Origin of the sequence: Streptomyces colwelliae (genome assembly GCF_048158785.1) — a bacterium.
In the GTDB taxonomy this organism is placed as follows: Bacteria; Actinomycetota; Actinomycetes; order Streptomycetales; family Streptomycetaceae; genus Streptomyces.
The window spans coordinates 1-24,396 of record NZ_JBLTJC010000027.1 but is presented as its reverse complement, the minus strand read 5'-3'; the positions used below and the strand labels follow the sequence as shown (position 1 = coordinate 24,396).

At 71.7% G+C, this 24,396-nt stretch carries 20 protein-coding genes; 10 read left to right on the top strand and 10 right to left on the bottom strand.

From position 1 onward, the window contains the following. Nucleotide 1 precedes the first annotated feature (1 nt). From ACNFOC_RS08610 to ACNFOC_RS08590, 5 genes are all read right to left on the bottom strand, one after another. Nucleotides 2-1,654 carry a thiamine pyrophosphate-binding protein gene (locus ACNFOC_RS08610; RefSeq protein WP_416958342.1) on the bottom strand — a complete coding sequence of 551 codons (1,653 nt, stop codon included), beginning with the start codon at nt 1,652-1,654 and terminating at the stop codon, nt 2-4. Beyond that, the gene (locus ACNFOC_RS08605) at nt 1,651-2,721 is read right to left on the bottom strand and encodes an amidohydrolase family protein (RefSeq protein ID WP_416958399.1); all 1,071 of its coding nucleotides are present in this window, start codon (nt 2,719-2,721) and stop codon (nt 1,651-1,653) included. The genes ACNFOC_RS08610 and ACNFOC_RS08605 overlap by 4 nt, the downstream gene beginning before the upstream one ends. A 63-nt stretch (nt 2,722-2,784) precedes the next feature. Continuing rightward, complete coding sequence (locus ACNFOC_RS08600; RefSeq protein ID WP_416958340.1) at nt 2,785-3,645, bottom strand: HpcH/HpaI aldolase family protein; 861 nt, start codon at nt 3,643-3,645, stop codon at nt 2,785-2,787. Next, nucleotides 3,642-4,382, bottom strand: coding sequence for an SRPBCC domain-containing protein (locus tag ACNFOC_RS08595; RefSeq protein WP_416958339.1), 741 nt, complete (start codon nt 4,380-4,382; stop codon nt 3,642-3,644). The genes ACNFOC_RS08600 and ACNFOC_RS08595 overlap by 4 nt, the downstream gene beginning before the upstream one ends. A gap of 163 nt (nt 4,383-4,545) precedes the next feature. After that, nucleotides 4,546-5,340, bottom strand: a complete 795-nt coding sequence (locus ACNFOC_RS08590) for an ABC transporter ATP-binding protein (protein ID WP_416958337.1) — start codon at nt 5,338-5,340, stop codon at nt 4,546-4,548. A gap of 617 nt (nt 5,341-5,957) precedes the next feature. On the opposite strand from ACNFOC_RS08590, the gene ACNFOC_RS08585 reads away from it, so the two are divergent. Then, complete coding sequence (locus ACNFOC_RS08585; protein ID WP_416958335.1) at nt 5,958-6,773, top strand: SAM-dependent methyltransferase; 816 nt, start codon at nt 5,958-5,960, stop codon at nt 6,771-6,773. A gap of 145 nt (nt 6,774-6,918) precedes the next feature. Further along, complete coding sequence (locus tag ACNFOC_RS08580; protein WP_416958333.1) at nt 6,919-7,458, top strand: AMIN-like domain-containing (lipo)protein; 540 nt, start codon at nt 6,919-6,921, stop codon at nt 7,456-7,458. 99 nt (nt 7,459-7,557) lie between these two features. Here ACNFOC_RS08580 and ACNFOC_RS08575 read toward each other — a convergent pair whose 3' ends face one another. The 5 genes from ACNFOC_RS08575 to ACNFOC_RS08555 form a co-directional block, all read right to left on the bottom strand. Continuing rightward, the gene (locus ACNFOC_RS08575; RefSeq protein ID WP_416958331.1) at nt 7,558-8,694 is read right to left on the bottom strand and encodes a C40 family peptidase; all 1,137 of its coding nucleotides are present in this window, start codon (nt 8,692-8,694) and stop codon (nt 7,558-7,560) included. 123 nt (nt 8,695-8,817) lie between these two features. Beyond that, the gene (locus ACNFOC_RS08570; protein WP_416958329.1) at nt 8,818-9,354 is read right to left on the bottom strand and encodes an RNA polymerase sigma factor; all 537 of its coding nucleotides are present in this window, start codon (nt 9,352-9,354) and stop codon (nt 8,818-8,820) included. 109 nt (nt 9,355-9,463) lie between these two features. Further along, nucleotides 9,464-10,129: a M15 family metallopeptidase gene (locus ACNFOC_RS08565; RefSeq protein WP_416958327.1), complete on the bottom strand. Its 666-nt coding sequence runs from the start codon at nt 10,127-10,129 to the stop codon at nt 9,464-9,466. A gap of 136 nt (nt 10,130-10,265) precedes the next feature. Continuing rightward, nucleotides 10,266-11,102, bottom strand: coding sequence for a leucine-rich repeat domain-containing protein (locus tag ACNFOC_RS08560; RefSeq protein WP_416958325.1), 837 nt, complete (start codon nt 11,100-11,102; stop codon nt 10,266-10,268). A 112-nt stretch (nt 11,103-11,214) separates the two neighbouring features. Beyond that, on the bottom strand, nt 11,215-14,316 hold the full coding sequence (locus ACNFOC_RS08555) for an AfsR/SARP family transcriptional regulator (RefSeq protein ID WP_416958323.1): 3,102 nt from the start codon (nt 14,314-14,316) through the stop codon (nt 11,215-11,217). A gap of 413 nt (nt 14,317-14,729) precedes the next feature. Here ACNFOC_RS08555 and ACNFOC_RS08550 point away from each other — a divergent pair, with 413 nt between their 5' ends. The 8 genes from ACNFOC_RS08550 to ACNFOC_RS08515 form a co-directional block, all read left to right on the top strand. After that, nucleotides 14,730-15,617 carry a hypothetical protein gene (locus tag ACNFOC_RS08550; RefSeq protein ID WP_416958321.1) on the top strand — a complete coding sequence of 296 codons (888 nt, stop codon included), beginning with the start codon at nt 14,730-14,732 and terminating at the stop codon, nt 15,615-15,617. A gap of 121 nt (nt 15,618-15,738) precedes the next feature. Further along, entirely contained in the window at nt 15,739-16,194 is a 456-nt protein-coding gene (locus tag ACNFOC_RS08545) for a hypothetical protein (protein ID WP_416958319.1), read from the top strand. 407 nt (nt 16,195-16,601) lie between these two features. Beyond that, nucleotides 16,602-17,957, top strand: a complete 1,356-nt coding sequence (locus ACNFOC_RS08540; protein ID WP_416958317.1) for a class I SAM-dependent methyltransferase — start codon at nt 16,602-16,604, stop codon at nt 17,955-17,957. Beyond that, nucleotides 17,954-19,144, top strand: a complete 1,191-nt coding sequence (locus ACNFOC_RS08535) for an FAD-dependent oxidoreductase (protein ID WP_416958316.1) — start codon at nt 17,954-17,956, stop codon at nt 19,142-19,144. The genes ACNFOC_RS08540 and ACNFOC_RS08535 overlap by 4 nt, the downstream gene beginning before the upstream one ends. Beyond that, entirely contained in the window at nt 19,134-20,387 is a 1,254-nt protein-coding gene (locus tag ACNFOC_RS08530; RefSeq protein WP_416958315.1) for an NAD(P)/FAD-dependent oxidoreductase, read from the top strand. The genes ACNFOC_RS08535 and ACNFOC_RS08530 overlap by 11 nt, the downstream gene beginning before the upstream one ends. Beyond that, nucleotides 20,381-21,103, top strand: a complete 723-nt coding sequence (locus tag ACNFOC_RS08525) for a DUF1365 domain-containing protein (RefSeq protein WP_416958313.1) — start codon at nt 20,381-20,383, stop codon at nt 21,101-21,103. Before ACNFOC_RS08530 ends, ACNFOC_RS08525 begins: the two co-directional genes overlap by 7 nt. Next, nucleotides 21,100-22,305: a class I SAM-dependent methyltransferase gene (locus ACNFOC_RS08520; protein ID WP_416958312.1), complete on the top strand. Its 1,206-nt coding sequence runs from the start codon at nt 21,100-21,102 to the stop codon at nt 22,303-22,305. Before ACNFOC_RS08525 ends, ACNFOC_RS08520 begins: the two co-directional genes overlap by 4 nt. Nucleotides 22,306-22,639: 334 nt before the next feature. Then, nucleotides 22,640-24,396, top strand: a 1,757-nt coding sequence (locus tag ACNFOC_RS08515; protein WP_416958309.1) for a helix-turn-helix domain-containing protein, incomplete at its 3' end; no start/stop codon positions are given.

Genomic DNA, 24,396 nt, shown 5'->3' with positions numbered 1-24,396 from the left:
CTCACACGTCCTCTCCGTACTGGATGCGGCGGTAGGGCGTGCTCAGCACCTCGCGGGTGATGCGGACGTCGATCACCGTGGGCCGGGGGGTTCGCACGTACTCGGCCAGCGCGTCGCGCAGTTCCTGCGCGGTGCGGACCGTGGCGCCGCCACCGCCCAACGCCTGGGCCACCGCGCCCAGTTCGGGCGTGGAGATGGTCGCCAGCTCCGGGTCCAGGCCCTTCGCCTTCGCCTTGTGGTACTCGGCGCCGAGGCCCTGGTCGTTCATCACCACGACCAGCAGGGGGATGTCGTACCGGCACGCCGTCTCGAACTCGGACAGGTGCATGAGGAAGCTCGCGTCGCCCTCCACCACGAAGCCGGGCCTGTTGCCCTGCGCGACCAGCTGGCCCATGGCGATCAGCGGGGCCTGGCCGATGGCGCCGAACATGCCGTAGTTGGAGAGCACGTCACGGGACCGCTGGAAGAGCATCGTGCCGAAGTCGGTCTGGTGGCCGCTGCCCAGCACCAGCCCCATCTCGCCCGGGAGTTCGTGGTCGAGGATCCAGATCGCCTCGCGCGGGTCGAGCCGTCCGGGCTCGTTCACGTACTCCGGCTGCCGGAACCGGCCGGTCAGGTGCTCATGGACCTGGTCGGTGTGGAAGCCCGTCAGCCGGACGGACCGTTCCTGAAGGACCCGGGTCAGCTCGCCGAGGGCGGTGACCGCGTCGGCCTGGAGATAGCAGTCCGCGACCTTGCCGTTGCCCATCACCAGGTGCGGGGCGGTGTCGATGTGGATGTACTTCGCCTCGGGATAGAGGTAGCCGCTCTCGATGGTGTAGTGGTTCAGGCTGGCGCCCACCGCGATCACGCAGTCGGCCTCCTGGAGCAGTTCCATCGACACCTTGTCGCCGAACAGGCCCGACAGGCCGACGTGGAAGTCGGTGCGGTCGCACAGCCAGTTCTTGGCCTGGAGCGTGGTGGCCAGCAGGGCGCCGGTCCGCTCCTGGAGAGCGAGGATCTGTTCGCCGGAGTCCGCCCTGCGCGCTCCCCGCCCCGCGATGATCACCACGCGCTTGGCGTCCTGGATCAGGTCGCAGGCGGCCTGGACCCTGGACGGGTCCGGCACCAGCCGGGTCTTCTCGATCAAGGCGGTGGACGGGACGTAGTCCTCGTCGTAGTCGTCGAGTTCGGCCACCTGGACGTCGAACGGGGCGCTGATCATGACCGGTTTGGACTCGGTCCGCGCCAGGTAGAAGGCCTGCCGCACGGTCTCCTGGGCGTTCTCGGGCCGGGTGACGTGGATGAACTCGCACTCGATCGCGGCGGCGAAGCGCCGCTGGTCCAGGTACTGGGTGGCGCCCTCGTCGCCCAGCGGGGTCTCACCGCAGAAGGCGACCAGGGGAGTGCCCGCCCGGCTCGCCACGATCATCGAGGTGGCCAGCTGGGAGACGCCGGGACCGCTGGTCGTGGTGACCACGCCGGGCCGCCCCGCGCCGCGGGCCCAGCCGTCCGCCATGCCGAGGCCCGAGCCCTCGTGCCGCACCTCGTACAGGCGCACCCCGCGGTCGGCGAGGGCGGCCATCCAGTGCATGTTGGCGTCGCCCATCATGCCGAAGACATCGGTGGTGCCTTCCCGCACGAACGCCTCGGCCAGTGCTTCGTAGACCTTCACTTCTGGGACTCCTTCACGTTCGCCGCGGCCGTCGCCCGTGCCTTCAGGACACCGTCGAGCCGGGAGAAGACACGCAGCGCGTTGCCTCCGTAGACCGCCTGCCGATCGGCGTCGCTCAGGCTGTCGATGGAGTCGAGGGTGTATTTGGTGTCGTCGAACCGCCGCCCGGTCTCCGGGTCCACGCTGCGGACGGCGCCGATCATCTCCGAGGCGAACAGCACGTTCCGCGCGGGGATGACGTCCAGCAGCAGTTCCATGCCGCGCTTGTGATACACGCAGGTGTCGAAGGAGACGTTGCGGAGGATCGACTCCTCCAGCGGCGGCCGGCCGCGGTCCAGCATCATTCCGCGGTAGCGGCCCCAGTGGTACGGGACGGCGCCGCCGCCGTGCGGCAGGATCAGCCTCAGCGTCGGGAAGTCCTTGAACAGGTCCGACTCGCACAGCTGCATGAACGCCGCGGTGTCGCCGGCGAGGTAGTGGGCGCAGGTGCCCTGCATCGCGGGGTTCCTCGACATCGCGACGTGGACCATCGCGGGGACGTCCAGCTCGACCATCTTCTCGTAGAGGGGGTAGTAGACCCGGTCCGTCAGCGGCGGGGCCTGGTAGTACCCGTCCGACGGGTCGGGGTTGAGCAGACAGCCGACGAAGCCCAACTCCTCGACGCAGCGCTCCAGTTCGGCGACGGAGTTGGCCACGGAGGCGGGCAGGGCGTCGCCCGGGGACTGCGGGAGCTGGCACACCCCCACGAACCGCCCGGGGAAGAGGCCGCACACCCGGGCGATCAGGTCGTTGCTGACCCGCGACCAGTCGAGGCTGGTCCGCTCGTCGCCGTAGTGGTGGGCCATCTTGCCCGCGCCCGGCGAGAAGATCGTCACGTCGGTGCCACGCTCGGTCTGCAACTTCAGCTGGCCGTTCCCGATGGCGGTGGCGATCTCGTCGTCGGTGATGCGGAGTTCGGCCGGCGAGACCCGCGCGCCCGATTCCTCGAACGCCCGGATCTGCTTCTCCCGCCATCTGCCCAGCGCGGGGGGCGCCGTGGTGAAGTGGCCGTGGCAGTCGATGATCATGAGTTGCTCCGAGACTCGCGTGGGGGTGGTCACGTGGTGTACGGCCGTGCCGGGACGCGTCCGTCAGCCGCGGCCGGTCAGTTCCCGGGCCTTGTCCAGGCCGGGGTGGGTGCGCACCGGCGCCGACATCAGGAACCGGTAGCCGTCGTCGATCACCTGCTTGACGTTGCCGGCCGTGACATGGGGGTGGCCCACGGCGACCCCGCGTTCGGCGCAGATGTCGAGGATCCGCCGCTTGCACTCCAGGACCCGCGGGTGCTCGTACTGACGGGGAACGCCCAGTTCCTGGCTCATGTCGCCCTCGCCGATCAGGATCAGCCCGATCCCCGGCACCTGGTCGAGCATGTCCGGCAGGTTCCTGATGCCGAGCTGGTCCTCGATCATCAGGCCCACGAGGATCTCCCCGTCCGGGGCGAGCGGCCACACGTCGGCCCTGGCGTAGTACTCGATGTTCGAGATGCCCCAGAAGCGGGTCGCCGCGTGCGGGCCGTCCCCGCGCAGCCCGGCGGGCTCGTACAGCGGAGCGTCGGGCAGTCGCGGGTAACGGCAGGCGGCGACGGCGTTACGGGCCTCCTCGACCGTGGCGATGTGCGGCCACACGATGCCGAACGCACCGAGGTCGAGCGCCTGCTTGGCATGCCACTGCGCCTTCTCCGCGCCGTTGGCGGGGATGCGCACCAGCGGGGTGACGGCCGGCGCGAGGCTGTCCGCCTCGAAGATCTGACGCCGGCTCAGCAGGTACTGGAAGCTGTCCCGGAGCGCGTTGACGTCCCAGGGCTTGTGCTCCATCTCGAACACCACCGCGTCGTACGCCGAGTTGCTCAGCTCGATCGCGGACGCCGGGTCGGCCGCCGAGAAGGTCGCGAAGACGTGCTGTCCCGCGTCCAGAGCGCCGATCACCTTGTTGAGCCTGGACGTTGTCATCGCCGACCTCCCTGACCGAGTGCTTCACCGGACGTGTCCGCCGAGGGGCGCGGGGCCTGCGGCGGCTGCCCCTGACGTCGCCTGGACCGTCGGCCCGTCCACCACGCGCGCAGGCGGGCGAGCAGGCCGGCCGGCGGCCGGGGCGCGGCCGGGCGTCCATCGGCGGGGGCCGCCGCGTGTGGTCCGGGGGCGGCCGAGGCGCGCGGTTCGGTGGACGTCGTCGTGACCGACGCGGCGGAGGCCGCGGCAGGCGGCTCGGTGGCGGCTGCCGTGAGCGGCTCGGAGGGTCCTGCGCACAGCTGGACCAGTTGCCCGGTGAACTCCTTCGTCATCCGGGAGACCACCATCCCCGCACCCGACTCGATCAGCTTGGCGAGCTTGCCGTTGAGCCGGATCTCGCCGTCGCAGAAGACACGGGAGGTGCCGGGGATCTCTCCCTCGACGACCCGGAAGGTCGCGTCGGCACTGAAGCGGGTGGCTCCCTGCCCGTCCGCGCCGCGGGCGGTGAGACGGCCCTCACGTGCGGGTTCGTCCAGGTCCAGGGCGACCCGGGCGGCGAACTTGACCCGGATACCGCCGAACCTGATGGCCAGGGTCCCGTCGAAGGACCCGTCGTCGTGCGACGGTCCGAGTTCCGCGCCGCCGATGCAGGACACGACGGCCGAGGGATCGGAGATGACCTCCCAGACACGGTGGGGCGGACTCGGTACGGCGATCTCTTCCGTGATCGATATCAAAACTGTGAACCTTACTCGGCGGCAGGCATGACGTCATGGCGAGGAAAAGGGCACGACGGCTCGGCGCCATGACGGCTTGGCGGCTTTGGGGAGCGGATCCCCGGGCGTCGGACTCGGGAGCCCGCTTGAGCGGCGCGCTCCGGTGGCGGTCGGCTCGGCCGTGTTACGCGGCGGACTTCCGCTCGGCGGAGAACAGTCCCCAGAGGTCGTTGTAGAGCTCCGAGAATTCGGGGGACTTGACGAGCGAGCCGATCTGGCGGGGACGTTCGAAGGGGACGGGGAGGACACGGCGGATCGTGCCGGGTCCCTTCGACATCACGACGACCTCGTCGGCCAGGTAGATGGCCTCGTTGAGGTCGTGCGTGACGAAGACGAGGGTCCCGTTCTGCTCGCGCCAGATGTTGAGCAGTTCCTGCTGGAGTTCGAGCCGGGTGATGGCGTCCAGCGGCCCGAACGGTTCGTCCATCAGCACGATGGACGGGTTGTAGATCAGGGCACGGGCGATCGCGCAGCGCTTCTGCATACCGCCGGACAACTCACGGGGGAAGTGGTCCTCGAAACCGTCCAGGCCGACCAGCTTGACCCAGGCGGCGACCCGCTCCTCGCGTTCCTCCTTGGGAACCTTGCGGAACTTCAGCGCCAGGCCGATGTTGCCCCTGACACTCAGCCAGGGCAGCAGGTGGGAATGCTGCGTCACGTAGGCGGCATCGGAGTTGACGCCGGTGACCTTCTCGCCGGCGTAGTGGACCTCTCCCTGAGTGGGAGTGAGCAGTCCGGCGGCCAGGTTGAGGATGGTGCTCTTCCCGCACCCGCTGGGTCCGATCACGGCGACGACCTTGCCGCGGTCGACCGTGAACGAGACGTCCTCGATCGCTGGTTGGTGGGTACCGGGGAACTGCAGGGTGACGTCCTTGAGGCGGAGTGCCTCCGGGTGGACGGTGCGCTGACTGGTCGACATATCTGTCTCCTCGGCCTCCTCCTCGCGAAGAGACGGAGTGGGGCCGTGCGCTTGAGCCTGGAGCGGCGGTGGTGTGTGACGGTGCGGTGGCCTGCTGACGGTGGTGCCACCGATGCGGTCGAGGGAGCGCCGGGCTCGGCTGAATCCCTCTGCCGATATGACCTCGGTGACGCTGTCCGTCTTCGAGATTGTCCGACAAGCGGTAATGGGAACGTAACATCACGGGCCAGCGACCACAAGAATCCTGCTGAAAAACATCGCTCTCGCCTGGTCCGCGAGCTGCTCCTCGAAAGATTGTTGGACAATGCTCATGCGGGTGTCGCCAAGCTGGCTCTGCTGCGGGTGGCCCGAATCGGCTGCCGCGCCGCGTGACGGGTCCCCGGCCGAGGGCTCCGGTACGGCTCCGGGCCTGGCGGCTTCGGGTGGTGACGGTGGCATCCCGTGCTCGCGGCCCGCACGGTCGCGGGCGACGGCGTCCATGAGGCGGCGGACGTTGGCCGGCGCATCAGTCGGAAGACATGGACCAGAAGACATGAACTGGTGTGTTGGAGAAGGGAGTTGAGTCGTAGGATGTGCCGCCAATGATCCCCGCCCCGGCTGAAGGACGCACACGACTCATGAGCGACCCCGTGCCGGCGTCCGAGCCGGTGGAGCAGCAGAAGATCGACACGTCGGTGCCGCACTCCGCTCGTATCTGGAACTACTGGCTCGGCGGCAAGGACAACTACCCCGCCGACAAGGCCGCCGGTGACGCGTACACCGAGGTGTTTCCCGGGATCGTCACCATCGCTCGCTCCAGCCGTGGCTTCCTGCGTCGCACCATCGCGTATCTCGTTTCCGAGGCGGGCATCCGGCAGTTCCTGGACGTCGGTGCCGGCCTTCCGACCGCGCAGAACACCCACCAGGTCGCCCAGGGGCTCTCTCCCGAGGCGCGGATCGTCTACGTCGACAACGATCCGATGGTGCTCGCGCACGCCCGGGCCCTGCTGTCCTCCACCGCGGAGGGTGCGACCGCCTTCATCGAGGCCGACGTGACGGATCCGGACCGCATTCTTGAAGTCGCCGCCGAGACGCTGGACTTCGGCCGGCCCACCGCGCTCATCCTCAGCAACATCCTGGGCCACGTCGCCGACCACGATCAGGCCCGCTCCATCGTCACCCGGCTGATGGAAGCCCTGCCCTCGGGCAGTTACCTCTCCGTCAACGACGGGTCGCGCGGCATCGACCCTGTCTTCGAGCAGGCCCAGGACGCCTACAACAACAGCGGCGCCGTTCCGTACAACCTGCGCGCCATCGACGAGATCACCGCGTTCTTCGACGGCCTGGAGCTGGTCGAGCCCGGTGTCGTCCCGGTGACCCAGTGGCGTCCGGAGCCCGGTCCGGGTGTCCCGGAGGTCATCGCCGAGCACGGTGGACTCGCGCGTAAGCCGTGACGACCGCGTAAGCCGTGACGGCAGGACAGGAAGAACAGCAGGACAGGAAGAACCGCAGGACAGGAAGAACCGCAGGAAGCGCACAACCTTCCGGAAAGCCACCGGTCTAAAGGACACACACCTACGCGAACTACCGGGGGTAGTCATGCGACGGATAGGTACTGCGCTGGCCGCGACAATGCTGGCGGGCGGCGGCCTGCTGGCCGGCACGGTTCCGGCGGTGGCCGCGCCGACGGCCGTGGACTGTGCCGTGACGTGGGGAAGCCTGGACAAGACCGGTGACGCCGTCGCCTCCAGGCGGCTGACCGACGTGCGGACCGGACGGCACGAGTGCTTCGACCGCCTGGTCTTCGACGCCCAGGGCACGGCGGCCGCCCCGATCGGCTACACGGTCCGCTACGTCGACGTACTGCATCAGGACCCGAGCGACATCGTGGTTCCGATCAAGGGCGGAGCCATTCTGGAGATCTCGCTGTTCTCCTCGCGCTACGACCCGGCGACCGGACAGCCCTACCCGTCGCTTCCGTCCGTCGACGTCACCGGGTACCGGACCTTCCGCGAGTTCAAGGTCACAGGCGGCTCCGAGGGATACACCCAGGCCGGCCTGGGCGTCCGTGCCCGGCTGCCGTTCCAGGTCTTCCAGACGGCCAACCATCTCGTGGTGGACGTGGCTCACACCTGGTGACCACCCCGTACGGCCCGGCTCGTCTGCCGCTCCTCGTCTCCGGCCGTCGGCCGCCGCATACCCCTTGAGGCGTACGGCGGCCCGCGGCCTCGGCTCCGCTCAGCAGGTCGGGGCGTCCAGCCAGGCCGGGCCCTTGATGTAGATGTTGGTCATCCACGAACCGTCCGTCAGCTTGGACCAGGCGTCGTTGGTGTAGCCCTCGGCCGTGACCTCCTGGGCGTGGGCCTGGCACACGACGTTGACCGTGGTGGGCTGGGCGAAGTAGTCGACCACGCCGGCGTTGACGTTCGGCTGGCTGTGGGTGCGTACGCCGGTGCCCCAGGTCTGGAAGGCCTTGCTGCCCCCTGAGGGCGGCGGGGTGCTGCTGCCGCCGCAGTCCGGGATGCCGGGCAGCGAGGCCGGGCCCTTGATGTAGATGTTGGTCATCCAGGAACCGTCGGCCAGCTTGGACCAGATGTCGTTGGTGTAGCCCTCGGCGGTGACGGTCTCGGCGTGCTCCTGGCACTGGACGGACACCTGGGTCGGACCGGCGAAGGTGTCCACCACGGCACCGCGCACGCTGGGAATGTCGCGGGTGCGCACCCCCGTGCCCCAGGTCTCGAAGACCGTACCGCCGTTCGCGGGCGGGGGAGTTGGGGTGCCCGAGCCGTTGATCCGGATCGCGCCCGCGTAGTCGCCGCCGGTGCGGACGGGGGCGACCCGGATGTGGGTGCCCGACTCGTACGCCTCGACCATCTGCCCGTTGCCCAGGTACATGGCGACGTGGTGGACGTGTCCGCTGCCCCAGAACATCAGGTCGCCCGGCAGCAGCGGGGCGGTGCCCTGCCCGGCGGAGAAGCGGGCCGAGGCCTGCGAGCTGTTGAACTGGTCGTTCGCCGTGCCGTTGAGCAGGTCCTTGCCGGTGGCCTGGTAGTAGGCGTAGCGCGTCAGGCCGGAGCAGTCGAAGCCCTTGCGCTCGTTGTCGTGGAGGCTGTCGGGGTCCGAGCCGTCGTAGTAGCCGTAGCTGGCGCCCGGCGTTGCCGCGTGGCCGCCGCCCCAGCTATACCAGACGCCGATCTGCGAACACGCGGCGTTCACCGCGGCCTGCGCGGTGGCCGAGGCGCCCGGTGCGAGGACACCGCAGGTGGCGTCCTGCGCGGCGGCGTGGGCCGGGGCGGAGACGAACGCGGACAGGGCGAGGACCGAGGCCCCAAGGAGCGCGCCGCTGGTCCGGCGGCGCGTGCTGCTTGTGTTCAAGGAAGTCTTCCTTCGACTATTCGTACGGTTCGTATGGCTTGTACGGGTGGCGTCGCCGGCGGGCCGGGGACGGCGGTGAGGTCGTGCGTGCCGCTCCCCACCCCCGTGGGGGAGCGGCACGGGCTAGTTGCCGAGCGCGTCGCGCATCTTGGCCAGGCCGCGCATCCGGTTGCGCTGGACCGTTCCGCGGTGGGCGCCGAGCCGTTCACCCGCGGTGTCGTGGCTGAGGCCCTCCAGGTCGACGAGGATCACCGCCGCGGCCTCCTTCTCGGAGAGCACGCGCAGCAGTGCCAGCGTGGTCTGGGACGCCTCGTAGGAGGCCAGCCCGCCGTCCCAGCCCGATTCGGGCAGCCGGTCGGTGGACTGCTCGCGTCGGGAGGGGTGCTGCCACGCGTCGCGCAGCAGGTTCAGGGCGACGGTGCAGGTGTAGGCGTACGGGTGCTGCTGCCGCGTCAGGCTCTGGGCGCGGGCGCGTCGGGAGAGCCGTAGATAGGTCTCCTGGAGCAGGTCGTCGGCGTCGTGCGGGTTGCCGGTCAGCGCCAGCAGCCTGCGGCGCAGGCGAGGCATGTCGGCGGCGAAGGACGCGTCGAAGTCCTTCGGACTCATCCGGTCGCCGTCCTCGCGCTGCGGTGGCGGGACGGCGCAGGTTCTGGTCTCCATGCTGTTTCCCCCTGGGTCGTGAACTCGGTCGTGAACTCGGCCCGGCCGTGAACTCGGTCGTGAACTCGGCCGTACGGTGCGGTCGTTGGGTGTCCCGGTCGGTGGCTGGTCAGGCCGTCGGGCCGGGTCGGGCGGCGGGGCCGTAGCGGGCGGCCGGTGCCCGGCGCAGCAGCGCCCAGTACCGGTCGCCGTACGACCAGTGCCACCATTCGGTCGGGTAGTTGACGAAGCCGGTCGCGCCGAGGGCCCAGCTCATGAGGGCCCGGTTGGCGCGTGCCTCGGCGCTGATGTCGGGCGCCTGGGTGCGGCAGGCGCCCGCGCTCTCCTCGGGGGTCGCGTTGACCTCCGTGCCCAGCGGGAGTTCCCGGCCGTCCTGGTCGCACAGCGTCAGGTCTACGGCCCCGCCGCTGACGTGCGGTGCGACCTCCGGCGGGGAGATGTACGCGCTCGCCAGTTCGCGGATCCGTTCCGGCGACGCGTCCGGGTGGGCCCGGCGCATGGTCTGCGCGTACGCCTCGAAGTACCGGCGCTGTAGATCGGGCGGCCGGTACCCCTCCACCACCAGGAACCGGACCCCGGCCGGCAGCAGCCGCTGGGCTCGCGTCAGCCGCCGTAGCGCACCGGCCCTGAGGTGGGCGTAGGCGCCGGCGTCGTCGGCCTGTCGGTGGTCGATCCGCAGGTTGTCCGTTCCGCGGAGGTCGACCAGGGGTTCCCCGCAGTCGTCCTCCGCGACCGCGGCGACCCGGGCGTCCGAGAGCGTGATGATCTCTGTCACGTGCATCAGCATCGCGGAACCCGCTGCAAGTGCTCTGCAAGTTGCCTGTAGGCGGTCCCACCAGGGCTTCTGCGGCCTTCGTGCAGAGGGTTCATCCCGGTGTCGCACGTGGGGCGGAACCGGGGGACGGGGTCGGTCAGGCCCCAGGAGGCCCAGCCGCCACCTGTTCGATCGTGCCGCCCCGGTGAGGCGTTGGGATGTGGCCCTTCGCCCCTGGGGGGAGAGTGTCGAGGCACGCCTGGGAGCAGGCGTTGACCAGGGTCGGCAGAACATCGGTGGCCACCACCAGGGAGAGCCACGCCTGGTGCGGGCCGGTCGCCGGGACGGGCCCGGCGCAGACACCGCAGGTGCGGGCCGCGGTGGCGCCCCAGCGCGCGGGATCCAGGGCGTCGAGGTCCAGGCCGTCGAGGTCCAGGGCGTCGAGGTCCACGACCGTGTCGCCGGGCGGGAGGAGTCGCGGGAACGGCGGGCGGTACTTGTGGTTGCCGTAGATCGAGCGCGTGCTCACCGTGCTGTTCACCAGCCGACCGCACCGCGCGATCTCGTACGGGAACCAGTGCAGCCGTCGCGAGGTGTAGGGACTGAACTCCTCCAGGCTCGTCATGTCGCCGATCTCCGGAGGTATCCGGACCAGGTTGCTTCCGTACAGCACGAGGGTCCGCACCGCCGTCAGCCGTCCGATCGACGCCGGCAGCGTCACGATCTGCCGCCGCTCCTCGGGGCTCAGCTCTGGCAGCGGGCGGAACTCCTCCCGCCCGTCGGCCGCCGCCTCCTCGATCAGCTCCAGCAGCCGGAGCCAGCCCGGCGCCCCGGTGTCCTGGAGCTCGGCGTGGAAGGAGGCCGTCGCGCCGGGCGGGCTCACCCGGACCTGACTGAAGCAGTGGCAGCGGTCCTGCGGCACCCCTGGCCGGGCGTCCATCGCCTCGGGAAAGCGGTTCGGGAAGACCTGCGCGGGCAGTTGCTCGTCCGTCATGGCGCAACGATAGGGACGCGGCGCCCGGTACGGCACCGTCCGGTGTCCCCGGCACAGTCCCGTGTCCACGCACCGGCCGGTGACCCCGGCCGGTGATGTGACCGCGTACGGACTACCCGGCGCCCGCCGTCGGCTCCTGTGCCTCGCGGCAGCCCAACTCCCGGAAGACGCCGAGTGCTTCGGCCCTGGCCGCCCGCGCCGCCGCAGCGTCGCCGTGTGCCTCCCGTACGTCGGCCAGGTCCCGGAGTGTGCGGGCCCGCCACAGGGGCAGCCGCAGGATCTCCCATGTCGACAGTGCCCGCTCCAGCGGCTCACGCGCGCCGTCCGGATCGCCGGCGGCCAGGTGCCACTCGCCCAGCGTGCGCAGGACGAGCGCCTCGCCGAAGCGGTCCTGGCGCTCGCGGGCCACGGTCAGGCACCGGCCGAGCCGCGCCCGTGCCTCGTCGAGGCGGCCGAGCCTCAACTCCGTCTTGGCCAGCGACTGTTCGGTGTACATCACGCCGAAGGTGTCCCGCAGCCCCGCGAAGATCCGCAGCGCCTCGTGCAACTGCCGCTCGGCGTCCGCGAGCGCGCCCTCGGCCCGGTGGCACAGGGCCAGCGACCGCAGGGTCAGCGCCTCGCCGTGCCGGTCGCCCTCCGCGCGGTACAGCTCCAGCGCCCGCGTCAGAGCCTCCCGGGCCTGCGCGTCGCGCCCCTGTTCCCGGTGCACGTATCCGATGCCGTACAGCACCCGGGCCCGGGCACCCGGCCCGGCGGACTCCCCGTACCGCTCCAGCGCCGCGTCCAACAGCTCCAACGCCTCGGCGTACCCGGCCTGTTCGCGGCGGGCCGTCCCCATCCCGGCGAGCGCGAGCGCCACCCCCTCGGGCACATCGCCACGCGCCTCGAACAGGCGCAGGGCCTTGCCGAAGTAGGTGTACGACTCCTCGAACTCATCCTGCTCATAACGCAGTTGGCCGAGCCCCGCGAGCAGCCACGCCTCTCCCTCGCCGTCCCCGCCACGGTGTACGGCGGCCATGGCCGCGGCATGCGAGCGGGACCAGGCGTCGAACTGGTTGTACAGGGCGGCCGAGCTCGCGATCAGCGCACCGGCCAGATCGCGGGCGGCGCGGACCATGCCGTGGTCGGCGCAGTACTCAACTGCCGCGAGCAGACAGGCCTGTTCGGCGGCGAACCAGGACGTCGGCCACTCCAGCAGCTCCTCCTCGGTCTCCGAGTCGAGGGGCCGTACGGCGGCCGGTTCGGGGAAGCGCCGGGCGGCTCCGCCCGGGCCGAGGGCGGCCGCCTTCTCGGCGAGACCCAGCCAGGAGGCCACCAGCCGCAGCACGGCCGCCGTACGCTCCTCGGGGCTCTCCTCGGACAGACAGCGCTCGCGGGCGTGTTCGCGGGCCAGGTCATGGATGCGGTACCGGCTGCGTCCCGTCTCGTCGACGCCGATCACGTCGATGAAGTGGCAGTCCACCAGCCGCTCCACCGCCTCCTCGGCCTCCTCCGTGCCGATGTCCAGCAGCGGGGCCGCGATCCAGGCCGCGAAGTCCGGCAGGTCGAGCAGGGCCAGCCGGCGCAGCGCCCGGCGCTCGGGCGGGTCCAGGTCGGCGTAACCGAGCTCCAGGCTGGTGCGCAACTCCAGGTCCCCGGCGCGCAGTTCGCTCAGCCGGCGGCGTTCGTCGCGCAGCCGGTCGGCGAGCCGGCCGGGCGCCCAGTGCGGGCGGGCCGCCAGCCGGGCGCCCGCGATGCGCACGGCCAGCGGCAGCCGTCCGCACAGCGAGACGATCTCCGCGGCCCGCTCCGGCTCGGCCCTCGTGCGGTCCGGTCCGGCGACGCGGCGCAGCAGTTCGAGCGCCTCCGCCTGGCCGGGCACGGCCAGGTCCAGGTGGGCGGAGCCCTCCAGCGCCACCAGCCGGCGCCGGCTCGTGACGAGGACGGCGCAGCCCGGACCGGGGGGCAGCAGGGGCCGTACGTGCGCCTCGCCCGCCGCGTTGTCCAGGATCAGCAGGACGCGCCGGTGCCCGATCTGGGTACGGTACAGCCCCGTCAGCTCCTCGACCGAGGTCGGCAGGGTCTCGGGGTCGGCGCCCATGGCGCGCAGCAGCCGGGCGAGGGCGTCGGCGGGTTGCAGCGGCGCGGTGTCGGCCGCCCGCAGGTCCACGAACAGGCGGCCGTCCGGGAAGAGTTCGGACGTCCGGTGGCCGACGTGCACGGCGAGCGCGGTCTTGCCCGTGCCGGACCGCCCGGAGATCACCCCGATCGGCGGAGCGGTACGGCCCGCCTCCTCGACCCTGCCCACCAGCGAGGCGGCCCAGTCGATCTGCTTGTTGCGGCCCACGAAGTCGGCGATGTCCGGCGGGAGATGGGACGGTGCCTGCCACGCCCGGGGGTCGGGCGTGCCGCGACTGCCGCCCGGCGGCGACTTCGGGGGCGCCGCGGGTGCCGGCCTGTTCCTGTCCGGGCGGGCGGTGTCCGACAGCTGAGTGTCGTTGGTCAGTACCGCCTGGTGCAGTGCCCGCAACTCCGGGCCGGGATCGATGCCCAGCTCCTCGCGCAGGATCGCGCGGCCCTCCCTGTATGTGCGCAGGGCGTCGGAGACGCGGCCGGTGCGGACCAGCGCGGTCATCAGCTGGCCGCGCGGCCGTTCCCGCAGCGGGTGGGCGGCGACGTGCGCGAGCAGCGGGGCGATCGTCCGGTCCGCGCGGCCCAGATCGAGGTGCAGTCCGAAGGACTCCTCCTGGGCGACGAGCCGCAGTTCGGCCAGCCGGGCCGCCTCGATCCGGGCGAACGACTGGCCCAGTCCTTCCAGCGCCTCCTGGCCGCGCCACAGCGCCAGCGCCTCGGGCAGCAGGTCGGCGGCCTCCTCCAGGCGGCCCGCCGCGGCGGCGGCCCGGCCCGAGGCGAGCAGGTCCTCGAACCGGCGGGCGTCGATCTGGGACGGTTCGAGGTCGGCGACATAGCCCGGCGGTCGCGTCCGGACCACGGCGTCCTGCGTGACCTGGGCCAGTGCCCGGCGTACGGCGGAGACATGGGTGGCCACCAGGGCGCCCGCGGTGGCCGGCGCCTCCTCGTCCCAGACGCAGTCCACGAGCCGCTCGGTGGAGAGGACCTCACCGAGGTGGACGACCAGTGCCGACAGGACCGCGAGGGGTCTGACACCGCCGAGCGGGGCCCGCCGGTCGCCGGCCCACACCTCCACCGGACCGAGCAGCCGCACTTCGAACATCGTTCCCCGATCGCCGCACCACCCGCCCGATGGAGCAGGGCAAAGATAGCGGCGAACATGCCAAGGACATAGCGAAGGCACAGCAACGGCCGGACCGCCGTGACCGGATTCGATCGACTCGGCGGACCGGTGGTCCTCACCTGCGACGTCAGGGCAGGTGACGTCTGCTGTGCGCGCCCCTGTCAGGGGCCGGTGCTCCTCCCTCCTCTCGCCGGTTGGCCGGTTTTCGACGATCGGCGAAACCGGTCGGCGAGGCCGGTCGCGCGCAGGGGAGACGGTTCTCCGGCCGCCCTCGTATGACCGCCGGAGAAAGAAGAAAACCTTGTGGTCCAGGGGCATACGGACGGGGCCCGTGGGGCGTCAACGGCTCGAAAGCAACACGCCCGTTCGACCAGAGCCCCGGGAGCCGCCCCATGCACCGCTGGACCTTGGCCCTGCTGACCGCCGGTCTGCTGGCGACGACGGCCACCGGATGCGCGGGCACCACGACCACCCCCGGGGCGACCGCGAGCGGCACACCCCGGGCCGCGGGCAGCACGGCGGAGACGCTACGGCTCGCGGAGCAGCTCCTCATCAAGAAGTGCATGGAGAAGGAGGGACACAAGTACTGGGTCGAACCGGCCGGCCCCGACGACGTCTCGATCCGGTTCCCCTACGTCGTGGACGACCCGGCATGGGCCAGGTCCCACGGCTACGGGACCGACCTGCGGCGGGAGCGGGAGGGCCAGGTCCGGAGTGATCCCAACCAGCAGTACTTCCGCTCCGTGCCGGCCAAGGCCAGGGCCGTCCTGGTGAGCGACCTCAACGGGGCGCGGCCGCAGGGACTTTCGGCCCGGCTCCCGAACGGCCTTCAGGTCACCCACAGCGACCAGGGCTGCGAGGCCACCGCCGAACGGCAGCTGTACGGGGATCTCCAGGCCTGGTTCCGGGCCACCCGGGTGACCGACAGCCTGGCCGGCATGCGCGTCGGCCTCGTGACGGACGACAAGCGCTACCAGGCGGCCGTCAAGCCGTGGGCGCGCTGCATGCGCGAGCGGACGTACACCTACGCGGACCCCGCCCGGGCCCGTGCCGCGGCCACCCAGCCGGAGAGTCCTTGGCCGCATGCGGAGGAAGTACGACTGGCTTCGGCCGAGGCTGCCTGCGCCGTCTCCAGCGGTCTGTCGTCCGTGGCGGAGTCCCTGGACGCCGAATACCGGGACCGACTGCGCCGAAGCCACCCCCGGGAGACGGCCGATCTCGCGCGCCTCAAGCGCGAGGCACTGCCCCGCGCCCGCGCGATCGTCGCGCAGGGCGACTGAACCCGCCGCGCCTCCCCCTCCCTTCTCTCTCCCCACACACAGACCACCACGGCCGTCGAGCCGTGGGTGCATCACCCCACCGTGGGCGTATCACCCCACTCACAACGAAACGAGGGAAACCATGTCCGTCAAGCGTCTCCTCACCGTCGCGGCCTCGGCCGCCGCCGTCGCCGCGCTCTTCTCCCCGGTCTCCAGCGCCAGCGCGCTGGACGCGGGCTCCCAGAAGACCGCGACGGCGCAACTCGCCGGGGACGGCTACCTCCACGTCTACACCCAGCCCTACGGCGGCGGCCGGGAGTGCAAGTGGACCGGCAACTCCGACAACTGGGGCACCTGCCGCAACCTGACCTCCGACATCTGGAACAACGGCTACGCGGGCGGCTTCGACGCCGTCGACCTGTACACCGCCCCCAACGCCGGCGGCGCGCACGCCTGCATCAGCCAGGGCGACCGCTGGTGGGACACCACGACCGGCAACTACAAGTTCACCTACGGCGCGGGCCTGGACCAGTTCGGCAAGAGCGTCAACAACAACATCTCCTCGCACCGCTGGGTGGACTACTGCAGCCAGGGCTGAGGACCTGACGGGCTCGCCCCGGTACCCCTGCGCAGGGGTACCGGGGCGAGTTGCGTGAGCGCCGTCGTCTTCGGGGCGACGCCGAACACGGCGACGGACGGCCTGCCGGGATCCCCTTCCTCCAACAACGCGTCGAGCGTGCGGAGTTCGGCCGCGCGTCCGGCGAAGTCGCGGGTGACGGGAGGGAGTTGCCGCGGCTTGGGGGAGCCCGGACGGGCGGCTCTCGACGGTGCGCTCCCGCTGTTCGCCCGTCTCCACGCGCCTGGTCCGGGCGGGCGCGGCGTTCACAGTAGTCCAGTGTTCTCCAGCCCTGGGAGTACTACGGCACAACTCGTGGTCCGGTTACGGCCAGCACCTCAAACTCCCCCTTGACCGGCCGGTGTTCGACCCAGTGCCTGAGGAGAACCGTGACGGAAGCAGGATCCACACCCGCTCTGCGGGAGACCACGACGAAAGGCACGGCGGGACGTGTCGCCGCGCTGTCCCGCACCCTGTTCGGAGCCGAACTGCCGGTGGGCCTGCGCGTCTGGGACGGCAGCAGCGCTGGCCCGCAGGACGGCCCGGTGCTGGTGCTCCGCACTCCCAGAGCCGTCCGGCATCTGCTGCGCAGTCCCGGCGAGATGGGGCTGTCCCGTGCCTACGTCACCGGCGAGATCGACGTCGAGGGCGACCTGCGGCAGGCCCTGCGGGCGTGCTTCGACTACGTCCGTACGGTCCGGGGGAAAGGTGTCCGCAACCCCGGCGCGCTGCGGTCGCTGCTGTCGCTCGGCGTACGGCTGGGCGCCCTCGGCCTCCCGCCGAAGCCACCGGCCGAGGAGGCCGGACTCACCGGACGGGTCCACACCCCGCTGCGGGACCGGGCCGCGATCGCCCACCACTACGACCTGGGCAACGAGTTCTACCGGACCATTCTCGACGAGACCATGACGTACTCCTGCGGTCTGTGGACCTCCGACGCTCCCGAGTACCGTCCCGAGGACGCCCAGCGCGACAAGCTCGACCTCATCTGCCGCAAGCTCGACCTGCGTCCGGGCTCACGTCTGCTGGACGTCGGCTGCGGCTGGGGCTCGCTGGTCGTCCACGCCGCCGAACGGCACGCGGCGCGGACGACCGGGATCACCAACTCGTCCCGTCAGCACGAGCACATCACCGCCCGGCTCGCCGAACGGGGCCTCGCGAACGAGGTCGAGGTAAGGCTTCAGGACTACCGGCAGGGCGCGGGGGACTCCTACGACGCCGTGTCGTCCGTCGAGATGGGCGAGCACGTGGGCGCGGAGAACTACCCCGAGTACTGCGCGATGCTCCACCGCTCGCTGCGGCCGGGCGGCCGGCTCCTTCTCCAGCAGATGTCCCGCGGCCGGGCGAGGCCGGGCGGCGGCGCGTTCATCGAGTCCTACATCGCGCCCGACATGACCATGCGTCCGCTGCCGCAGACCCTGGCACACCTGGAGAGGGCCGGGTTCGAGATCCGGGACGTCCTGTCCCTGCGTGAGCACTACGTCAGCACGATCGACGCCTGGTCGGAGCGGCTGGAGACCTCCTGGGAGGAGATCGTCCACCGGTTCGGCGCGCGCCGGGCGCGGATCTGGCGGCTGTACCTCGCCGGTGCCTCCCTCGCCTTCGAGGGGAACCGGATGAGCGTCCACCAGATCCTCGCGGTACGGACCCGACCGGACGGCGGCAGCGGATTCCCGTCCGTCGCGGACCCGTCCGGGGTGAACTGGGCACCGTCCGCAGCCGTAGGACCGGAGGCGGCCGCGTGAGGATCTGCGTCATCGGCTCCGGTATCGCCGGCCTGACCACGGCGTTCGCCCTGTGCGACCATCCGGATGCCGAACTCACCGTCTACGAACAGGACATCCACTTCGGCGGCCGGGCCGACGTGGGCCCCGGGGGCGAGCACTGCCCCCGCTTCTTCATGGACGACTACCGTCACCTCCTGCGGATCCTCGGCATGATCAAGGGCCCCGACGGCAGAACCGTCCACGAGAGCCTTCGCCGCGTCCGCCGGTTCGCGCACACGGAGAGCACCGGCTGGGTGGAGATCTCCCACCTGTACCGCGCGCTGGCGAAGGAGGTCCCGCTGCGCGAGAAGCTGAAGAGCCTGTGGGCGTGGCGTCCCTCGCCCCTGCTCGCGGAGAAGCATTTCCGGGGGCGTGGAGACAACCGGTACGGATCGGCGCGCAACTACTCGGTGATGTCGCTGGCCCGCATGGCGGCGAACCTGTTCCGCGCCAAGACCGCCTTCGTGCTCCCCGGGGCCACCGACGAGTACCTGGTGGACCCCTGGGTGGCTCACCTGCGGGAACGGCGGGTCACGCTGACGGCGGACCGCCGGGTGTCACGCATCGAGCCGTCCGGCGGGACCGTCCGGGTCCACACCCGTGCGGGAGCCGAGGAGTTCGACGCGGTCGTGGTCACGGCCTTCGTCCCCGACATGGTGGCGCTCCTCGACGCGTCCCGGATCGACCACGCCGTCAGCGAGGCCGGCCACACCCACTGCGTCGCGTTCACCGTCGACCTCGACACCCGCGAACCGGTCCTGCGGGAGCCCGGCCCCGTCATGTACTCCCGCGACGGGATCAACATCCTGGTGCAGCCCGAGGCCGGCCGGTGCGTCGTGCTGTGCACGCTCAGCCCCCGCACCGACGAGGAGTACGTGCTGGAGAAGGTCCGCCGGCACCTGGACCTACGGCATCCCGTCCGGCGGGTGCGCACGAGACCGAACCAGCGCCCCGGCGAGGCCATCCTCGCGGGCGACTACCTGAGACGGGACCGGATCCTGCGGCGGCCGGCCCCCACCGTGTACTTCGCGGGGTCGGCGATCCACAACAGCTATCCGATCGACTCGGCCGAAGGGGCGGCCCGGACGGGGCTGGCGGCCGCGGCACTGATCCGCCGGGACTTCGGCCTGCGGACCGGACACGAGGGGAGCGTCCATGGGGCCTGAGAGGATCGCGGTGATCGGCGGTGGCATCGCCGGTCTGACCGCCGCGTACCTGCTGCGCCACCGCTACGACGTGGTGCTGTTCGAGGCCGCTCCCCGGCTCGGGGGGCACGCCGACACGCACGACGTGACCACACCCGACGGCGCGGTCGTGCCGCTCGACACCGGATTCCTGGTGCACAACCTCCGCAACTACCCGCAGCTGCTGCGGCTGTTCGCCGAACTGGACGTCCCGACCCAGGACAGCGAGATGTCGATGAGCATCCGCTGCCGCGGCTGCGGTCTCCAGTACGCCGGCGGCAGACGCGGGCTGGGCCTGGTCCCGGGGCCGGGAACGGCCGGCCGGGCCTACCTCCACCTGCTCTCCGAGATACCCCGGTTCCATCGCGAGGCCCGCCGACTGCTGGCGTCCGGGGACACCGGTCCGACCCTGGGCGGATTCCTGGAACGGCACCGGTTCACCCGCTACTTCGCCGACCACTTCGCCCTGCCGCTGGTCTCGGCGGTCTGGTCCGCGTCGGCGGAGACCAGCACCGCCTTTCCGGCCGTCCCGCTCTTCACCTTCCTGCATCACCACGGCCTGCTCAGCGTGCGGGCGATGCCCCGGTGGCGCACCGTCTCCGGGGGATCCCGCACCTACGTCGAGCGGATCGCCGCGCGACTGCCCGAGGTGCGGACCGGCACGCCGGTCCGGGGGATCACCCGGCATTCCGACGGCGCGGAGGTCACCGACGCCGCCGGCACGACCCACGCGTTCGCCCGGGTCGTCGTCGCCACCCACGCCGACCAGGCCCTGGCACTGCTCACCGACGCCACGACGCCCGAGAAGCAGGTCCTCGGCGCGTTCGGCTACTCGCGCAACGAGACCTGGCTGCACACGGACGCCTCCGTCCTGCCGTTGAGACCGCGGACCCACGCGTCCTGGAACCTCCTCAAACAGGACTGCCGCGGTGGCGGCTCCGTCCTGGTGAGCTACCACCTCAACCGGTTGATGCGACTCAGCGAACCGCTCGACTACCTCGTGACGCTCAACGGCTCCACGGAGGTCGACGAGTCCGCGGTCCTCGTCAAGCGGGTCTACGAGCACCCGGTCCTCACCCTCGACACGCTCGCCGCCCAGCGCAGGCTCTCCCGGCTCGACAGCCCGGTCGTGGTGTACGCGGGCGCCTACCACGGCTGGGGCTTCCACGAGGACGGCTGCCTGGCGGGCGTGCGCGCGGCCGCGGCGCTGGGGGCCCGATGGTGAGCGCCGCCCTGTACGCCGGGCGGCTCACCCACGTGCGCCTCACGCCGCTGCGGCGCGTCTTCCGGCACCGCCTCTACCTGTGGCTGGTCGACCTCGACGACCTGCCCGCCCACCCGTGGTGGCTGCGGCCGTTCACCCGGATCCTGCCGTCCGACCACTTCGGGGACCCGGACCGTCCGCTGCGCGCCAATGTCGACGCCTGGCTGCGCGGCCGGGGCATCGACCTCACCGGGGGACGCGTCCTCATGCTGACCTCCGCCCGGGTGCTCGGGTACGTCTTCAACCCGCTGACCGTCTACTGGTGTCTCACCCCGGCGGGCGACGCCGCCTGCGTGATCGCCGAGGTCCACAACACCTACGGGGAGCGGCACTGCTACCTCCTGCGGACCTCACCGTCCGGACACGCCCGCACGGCCAAGAGCTTCTACGTCTCCCCGTTCCTGGAGGTGGCCGGGGAGTACCGGATGCGCGTGCCCGTCCCCCGGGAACGGCTCGCGCTGACCGTCGCGCTCGTCCAGGACGACCGGACGGTCTTCACCGCCTCCCTCACCGGCCGCCACCGCGGGGCCGGGCCCGGCGACGTCCTCCGGGCCGTCCTCACCCACCCGTTGCTGCCGCAGCGGATCAGTCTCGGCATCCGCTTCCACGCCATCGTGCTCTGGCTGCGCCGTCTGCCGGTCCTCCCTCGTCGACCCGCCGGAAGGACACCCCGATGACCATGACCATGGGCGAGGCCCCGCCCCTGCTCACCGACTCCCCGAGCGCCCCGGTGCGGGCGCGGATGGTGGAGGGACTGTTCCGCCGGGCGATGCGTTCCCTCCCCGTACGAGTGGCCTTTCCAGGCGGGGAGCGCCTCGGGCGCGGCGGCCCGGACTCGCCGGTGATGAGGATCGTCCGCCCGGCGGCGTTCTTCTCCCGCCTCGCCGTCGTCGGCCCCGTCGGGTTCGGGGAGTCCTACATGGCGGGTGACTGGACGAGCACCGATCCGGCGGGCCTGCTGACGCCGGTCGCGGCCCGCCTGACCCGCCCCGCCCGCCGGTCCGCGACCGCGTTCCGGCGGTGGGCCGACCAGAGCCGTCCGGACGCGGAACGCAACACCCTGGAGGGGGCCCGCTCCAACATCAGGCGCCACTACGACCTGTCCAACGAGTTCTTCGGGCTCTTCCTCGACCCGTCCATGACCTACTCGTGCGCACTGTTCGGCCCCGGCGACGACCTGCACGCCGCGCAGATCCGCAAGATCGACCGCATCCTCGACCTGGCCGGCGTCGGTCCGGGAACGCGGATGCTGGAGATCGGGACCGGCTGGGGCGCGCTGGCCGTCCGGGCGGGACTGCGGGGAGCCGAGGTGACCACGCTGACCATCTCCCCACGCCAGCGCGACCTCGCCCGCGGCCGGATCGCCGAGGCGGGCGTGACCGACCGGGTGACCGTCCTCCTGCGGGACTACCGGGAGGCCGAGGGCGAGTACGACGCGATCGTCTCCGTCGAGATGCTGGAGGCGGTGGGGGCCGAGTACTGGCCGGTCTACTTCGCCGCCCTCGACCGCCTCCTGGCGCCCGGCGGCCGTATCGCGCTCCAGACGATCACCATGCCCCACGACCGGATGCTCGCGACGAAGGACGTCCGCACCTGGATCCAGAAGTACGTCTTCCCCGGAGGCCAGATCCCCTCGCTCCGTGCCGTGGAGGAAGCGCTCGGCCCGACCTCGCTCCGCGTCGACGGGCGCCACCGGATGGGCGACCACTACGCGCGGACCCTCGCCCTGTGGCGCTCGCGCTTCCTCGCCCACGACGAAGTCGCCGCCTTCGGGTTCGCCCCGGCCTTCCCGCGGCTGTGGGAGTTCTACCTGGCGTACTCGGAGGCCGGCTTCCGATCCGGCTACCTCGACCTCTGGCAACTCCGGCTCACCCGCTGAACGGGCCGTGCCCGGCGGGATCGCGGGCCCGGAGCGCCCCCCGCGCGCCCCGGACCGTAGACCCCCATTCCCCCGTCGTCGTTCAGCTCCTCGATGCCTGGGCGGAACCAGGGCCGGATGTGCTGCGGTCGAGTGCCCCCGGCATATCGACCGCAGCACGCGCCTCGGGTTCGTCCGAAGGCATGATCAGTGCGCCCGTTCCCCCATGGGGCGCGCCCCCGTGCCCGTAGGCTCCGGCACAGACAGCTTCCCCGGTCGGCGGGCCGTTCAGGAGGCGTCGGGTGTTGCCAGCGGGTATTTGGCAACACCGTTCGGGCGGTGTGTTGTTGGGGGGATGGTCATCGAGCACGACGGATTCGGCGCCGAGTTACGCCGGCGCCGCATCGCGGCCGGTATGTCGCTGAGTGAGCTGGCAGGCAAGGTCTACTGCAGCCGCAGCTTCCTGAGCCGCGTGGAGAACGGGCGCCGCAGGGCGTCCCTGGAGTTGGCCCAGCTGTGCGACGAGGTGCTGGGTGCCAAGGGAGCGCTGGTCGGGCTGGCGCCGCTGCCCGGCTCCGACGCCGTACCGAAGGCGGTCCGGGGTGTGGCGGGTGAGCGGGTGCCCGGGACGGTCGCTCCGCCGGAGAAGGCCGGGCGTCCGACCGCCCCGCCGGACCGCGCCGAGTTCCGGCGGCTGCTGAGGCGCGGTGACCTCAGCCATACCGCGGGCGAGATGCGCGAGGCCGAACGGCACTACACCGCCGCCTACCGCAGCGCCGAGGGAGACCCGCGGGCGCAGGCCGAGGCCGTGATCAGGATGGCCCGGCGCTGGTCCGATCCCGGGCAGGCCGACCGCGAACTGTTGCAGTCGATCCGGGGCTGTCTGGCCGCGCTGGACGGCGACGGCGGCGCGGAGGCCGCGGGTCTGCGGCTACGACTCGAAGCGCACCTCGCGAAGAAGATGGCCCTGGCGGTCAGCCAGGACACCGCGGCGGGACTGGCGGGACCCGCCGAGGGAGCGAGGCTCGCCGAGGACACCCTGCGCCGATTACCCGACGACGGCGACGACGAGGTGCGCTGCGAGGTCCTCACCGAGTGCCGCTGGGCACGCTACGACTTCCTGCCGGCCCCCGAGTCGTTGACGCTCTCCGAGCGGCTGCGCGAAGCCGCGGCCCGGCACGACTCGCCCTACTTCCGCGGTGAGGCCCTGATGGCCGTCGCCGTCGACCAGCTCCGCAGCGGCAGGATCTTCAGCGCCCTCGCCACCGCGAACCAGTACCGCAAGCACGCCGCGGACACCCACAGCGCCCTCGCCCGCTGGCAGCGGCACACCCTCGACGCCCTGTTCGACCTGTGGCACGGCCGGTTCGACGCCGCCGCCGAGTGGATCTTCGTGGAGTCCCTGAAGTTCATCGAACTGCTCCGCGCCGACTACGCCGTCCCCGCGGACAACCTCACCCAGACCCGCCTCGGCCAGGCCTACTGGCTGCTGCGACAACAGGGCCGGCTGGCCGAGCTGTTCACCTCCGACCTGGCCGGCGACGTCGAGCGCCACGCCTACTTCCCGGTCTGGCGGGCCGGTCTGGCCCTCGCCCTGTGCGAGACCGGGCAGTACGCCGAGGGCGCGGACCTGCTGCTCGGCTGCGTCGCCGACGTCGACCGCTTCCCGCCGTCGGGCTGGGCCGTACCCGCGCTCGTCCTGCTGGCGGAGGTCTGCGCGGCGCTGGACCTGGAGGGCGGATTCGACACGGAGCTGGCGCAGGTGCTGCCCGTGCTCCGCGCCCGCCTCGCACCGCACGACGGCGAGCAGATCGCCCTGGGCGGCTGGCCCAGCGTCCTCGTCGGCCCGACCGCCCGCGCCCACGGCGTCCTCGCCCTGGCCGCGGGCGAACCGGAGACCGCCCTCGACCACTTCCGCCAGGCGGCCGTCCCGGCCCGCTCCTCGCAGCCGGAACTGGCCCGCCTCCGCCTGGCCCAGGCCCGCGCCATGCGCCGCGTGGGCGGCCCGGGGAGCGAGCCGAACGCGGTACGGCTGCTGCGGGAGGCCTCGCGAGGGGCGGAGACGTATGGGATGACGTGGCTGGGGGCGCAGTGCGAGGGGTTGCTGGGGGC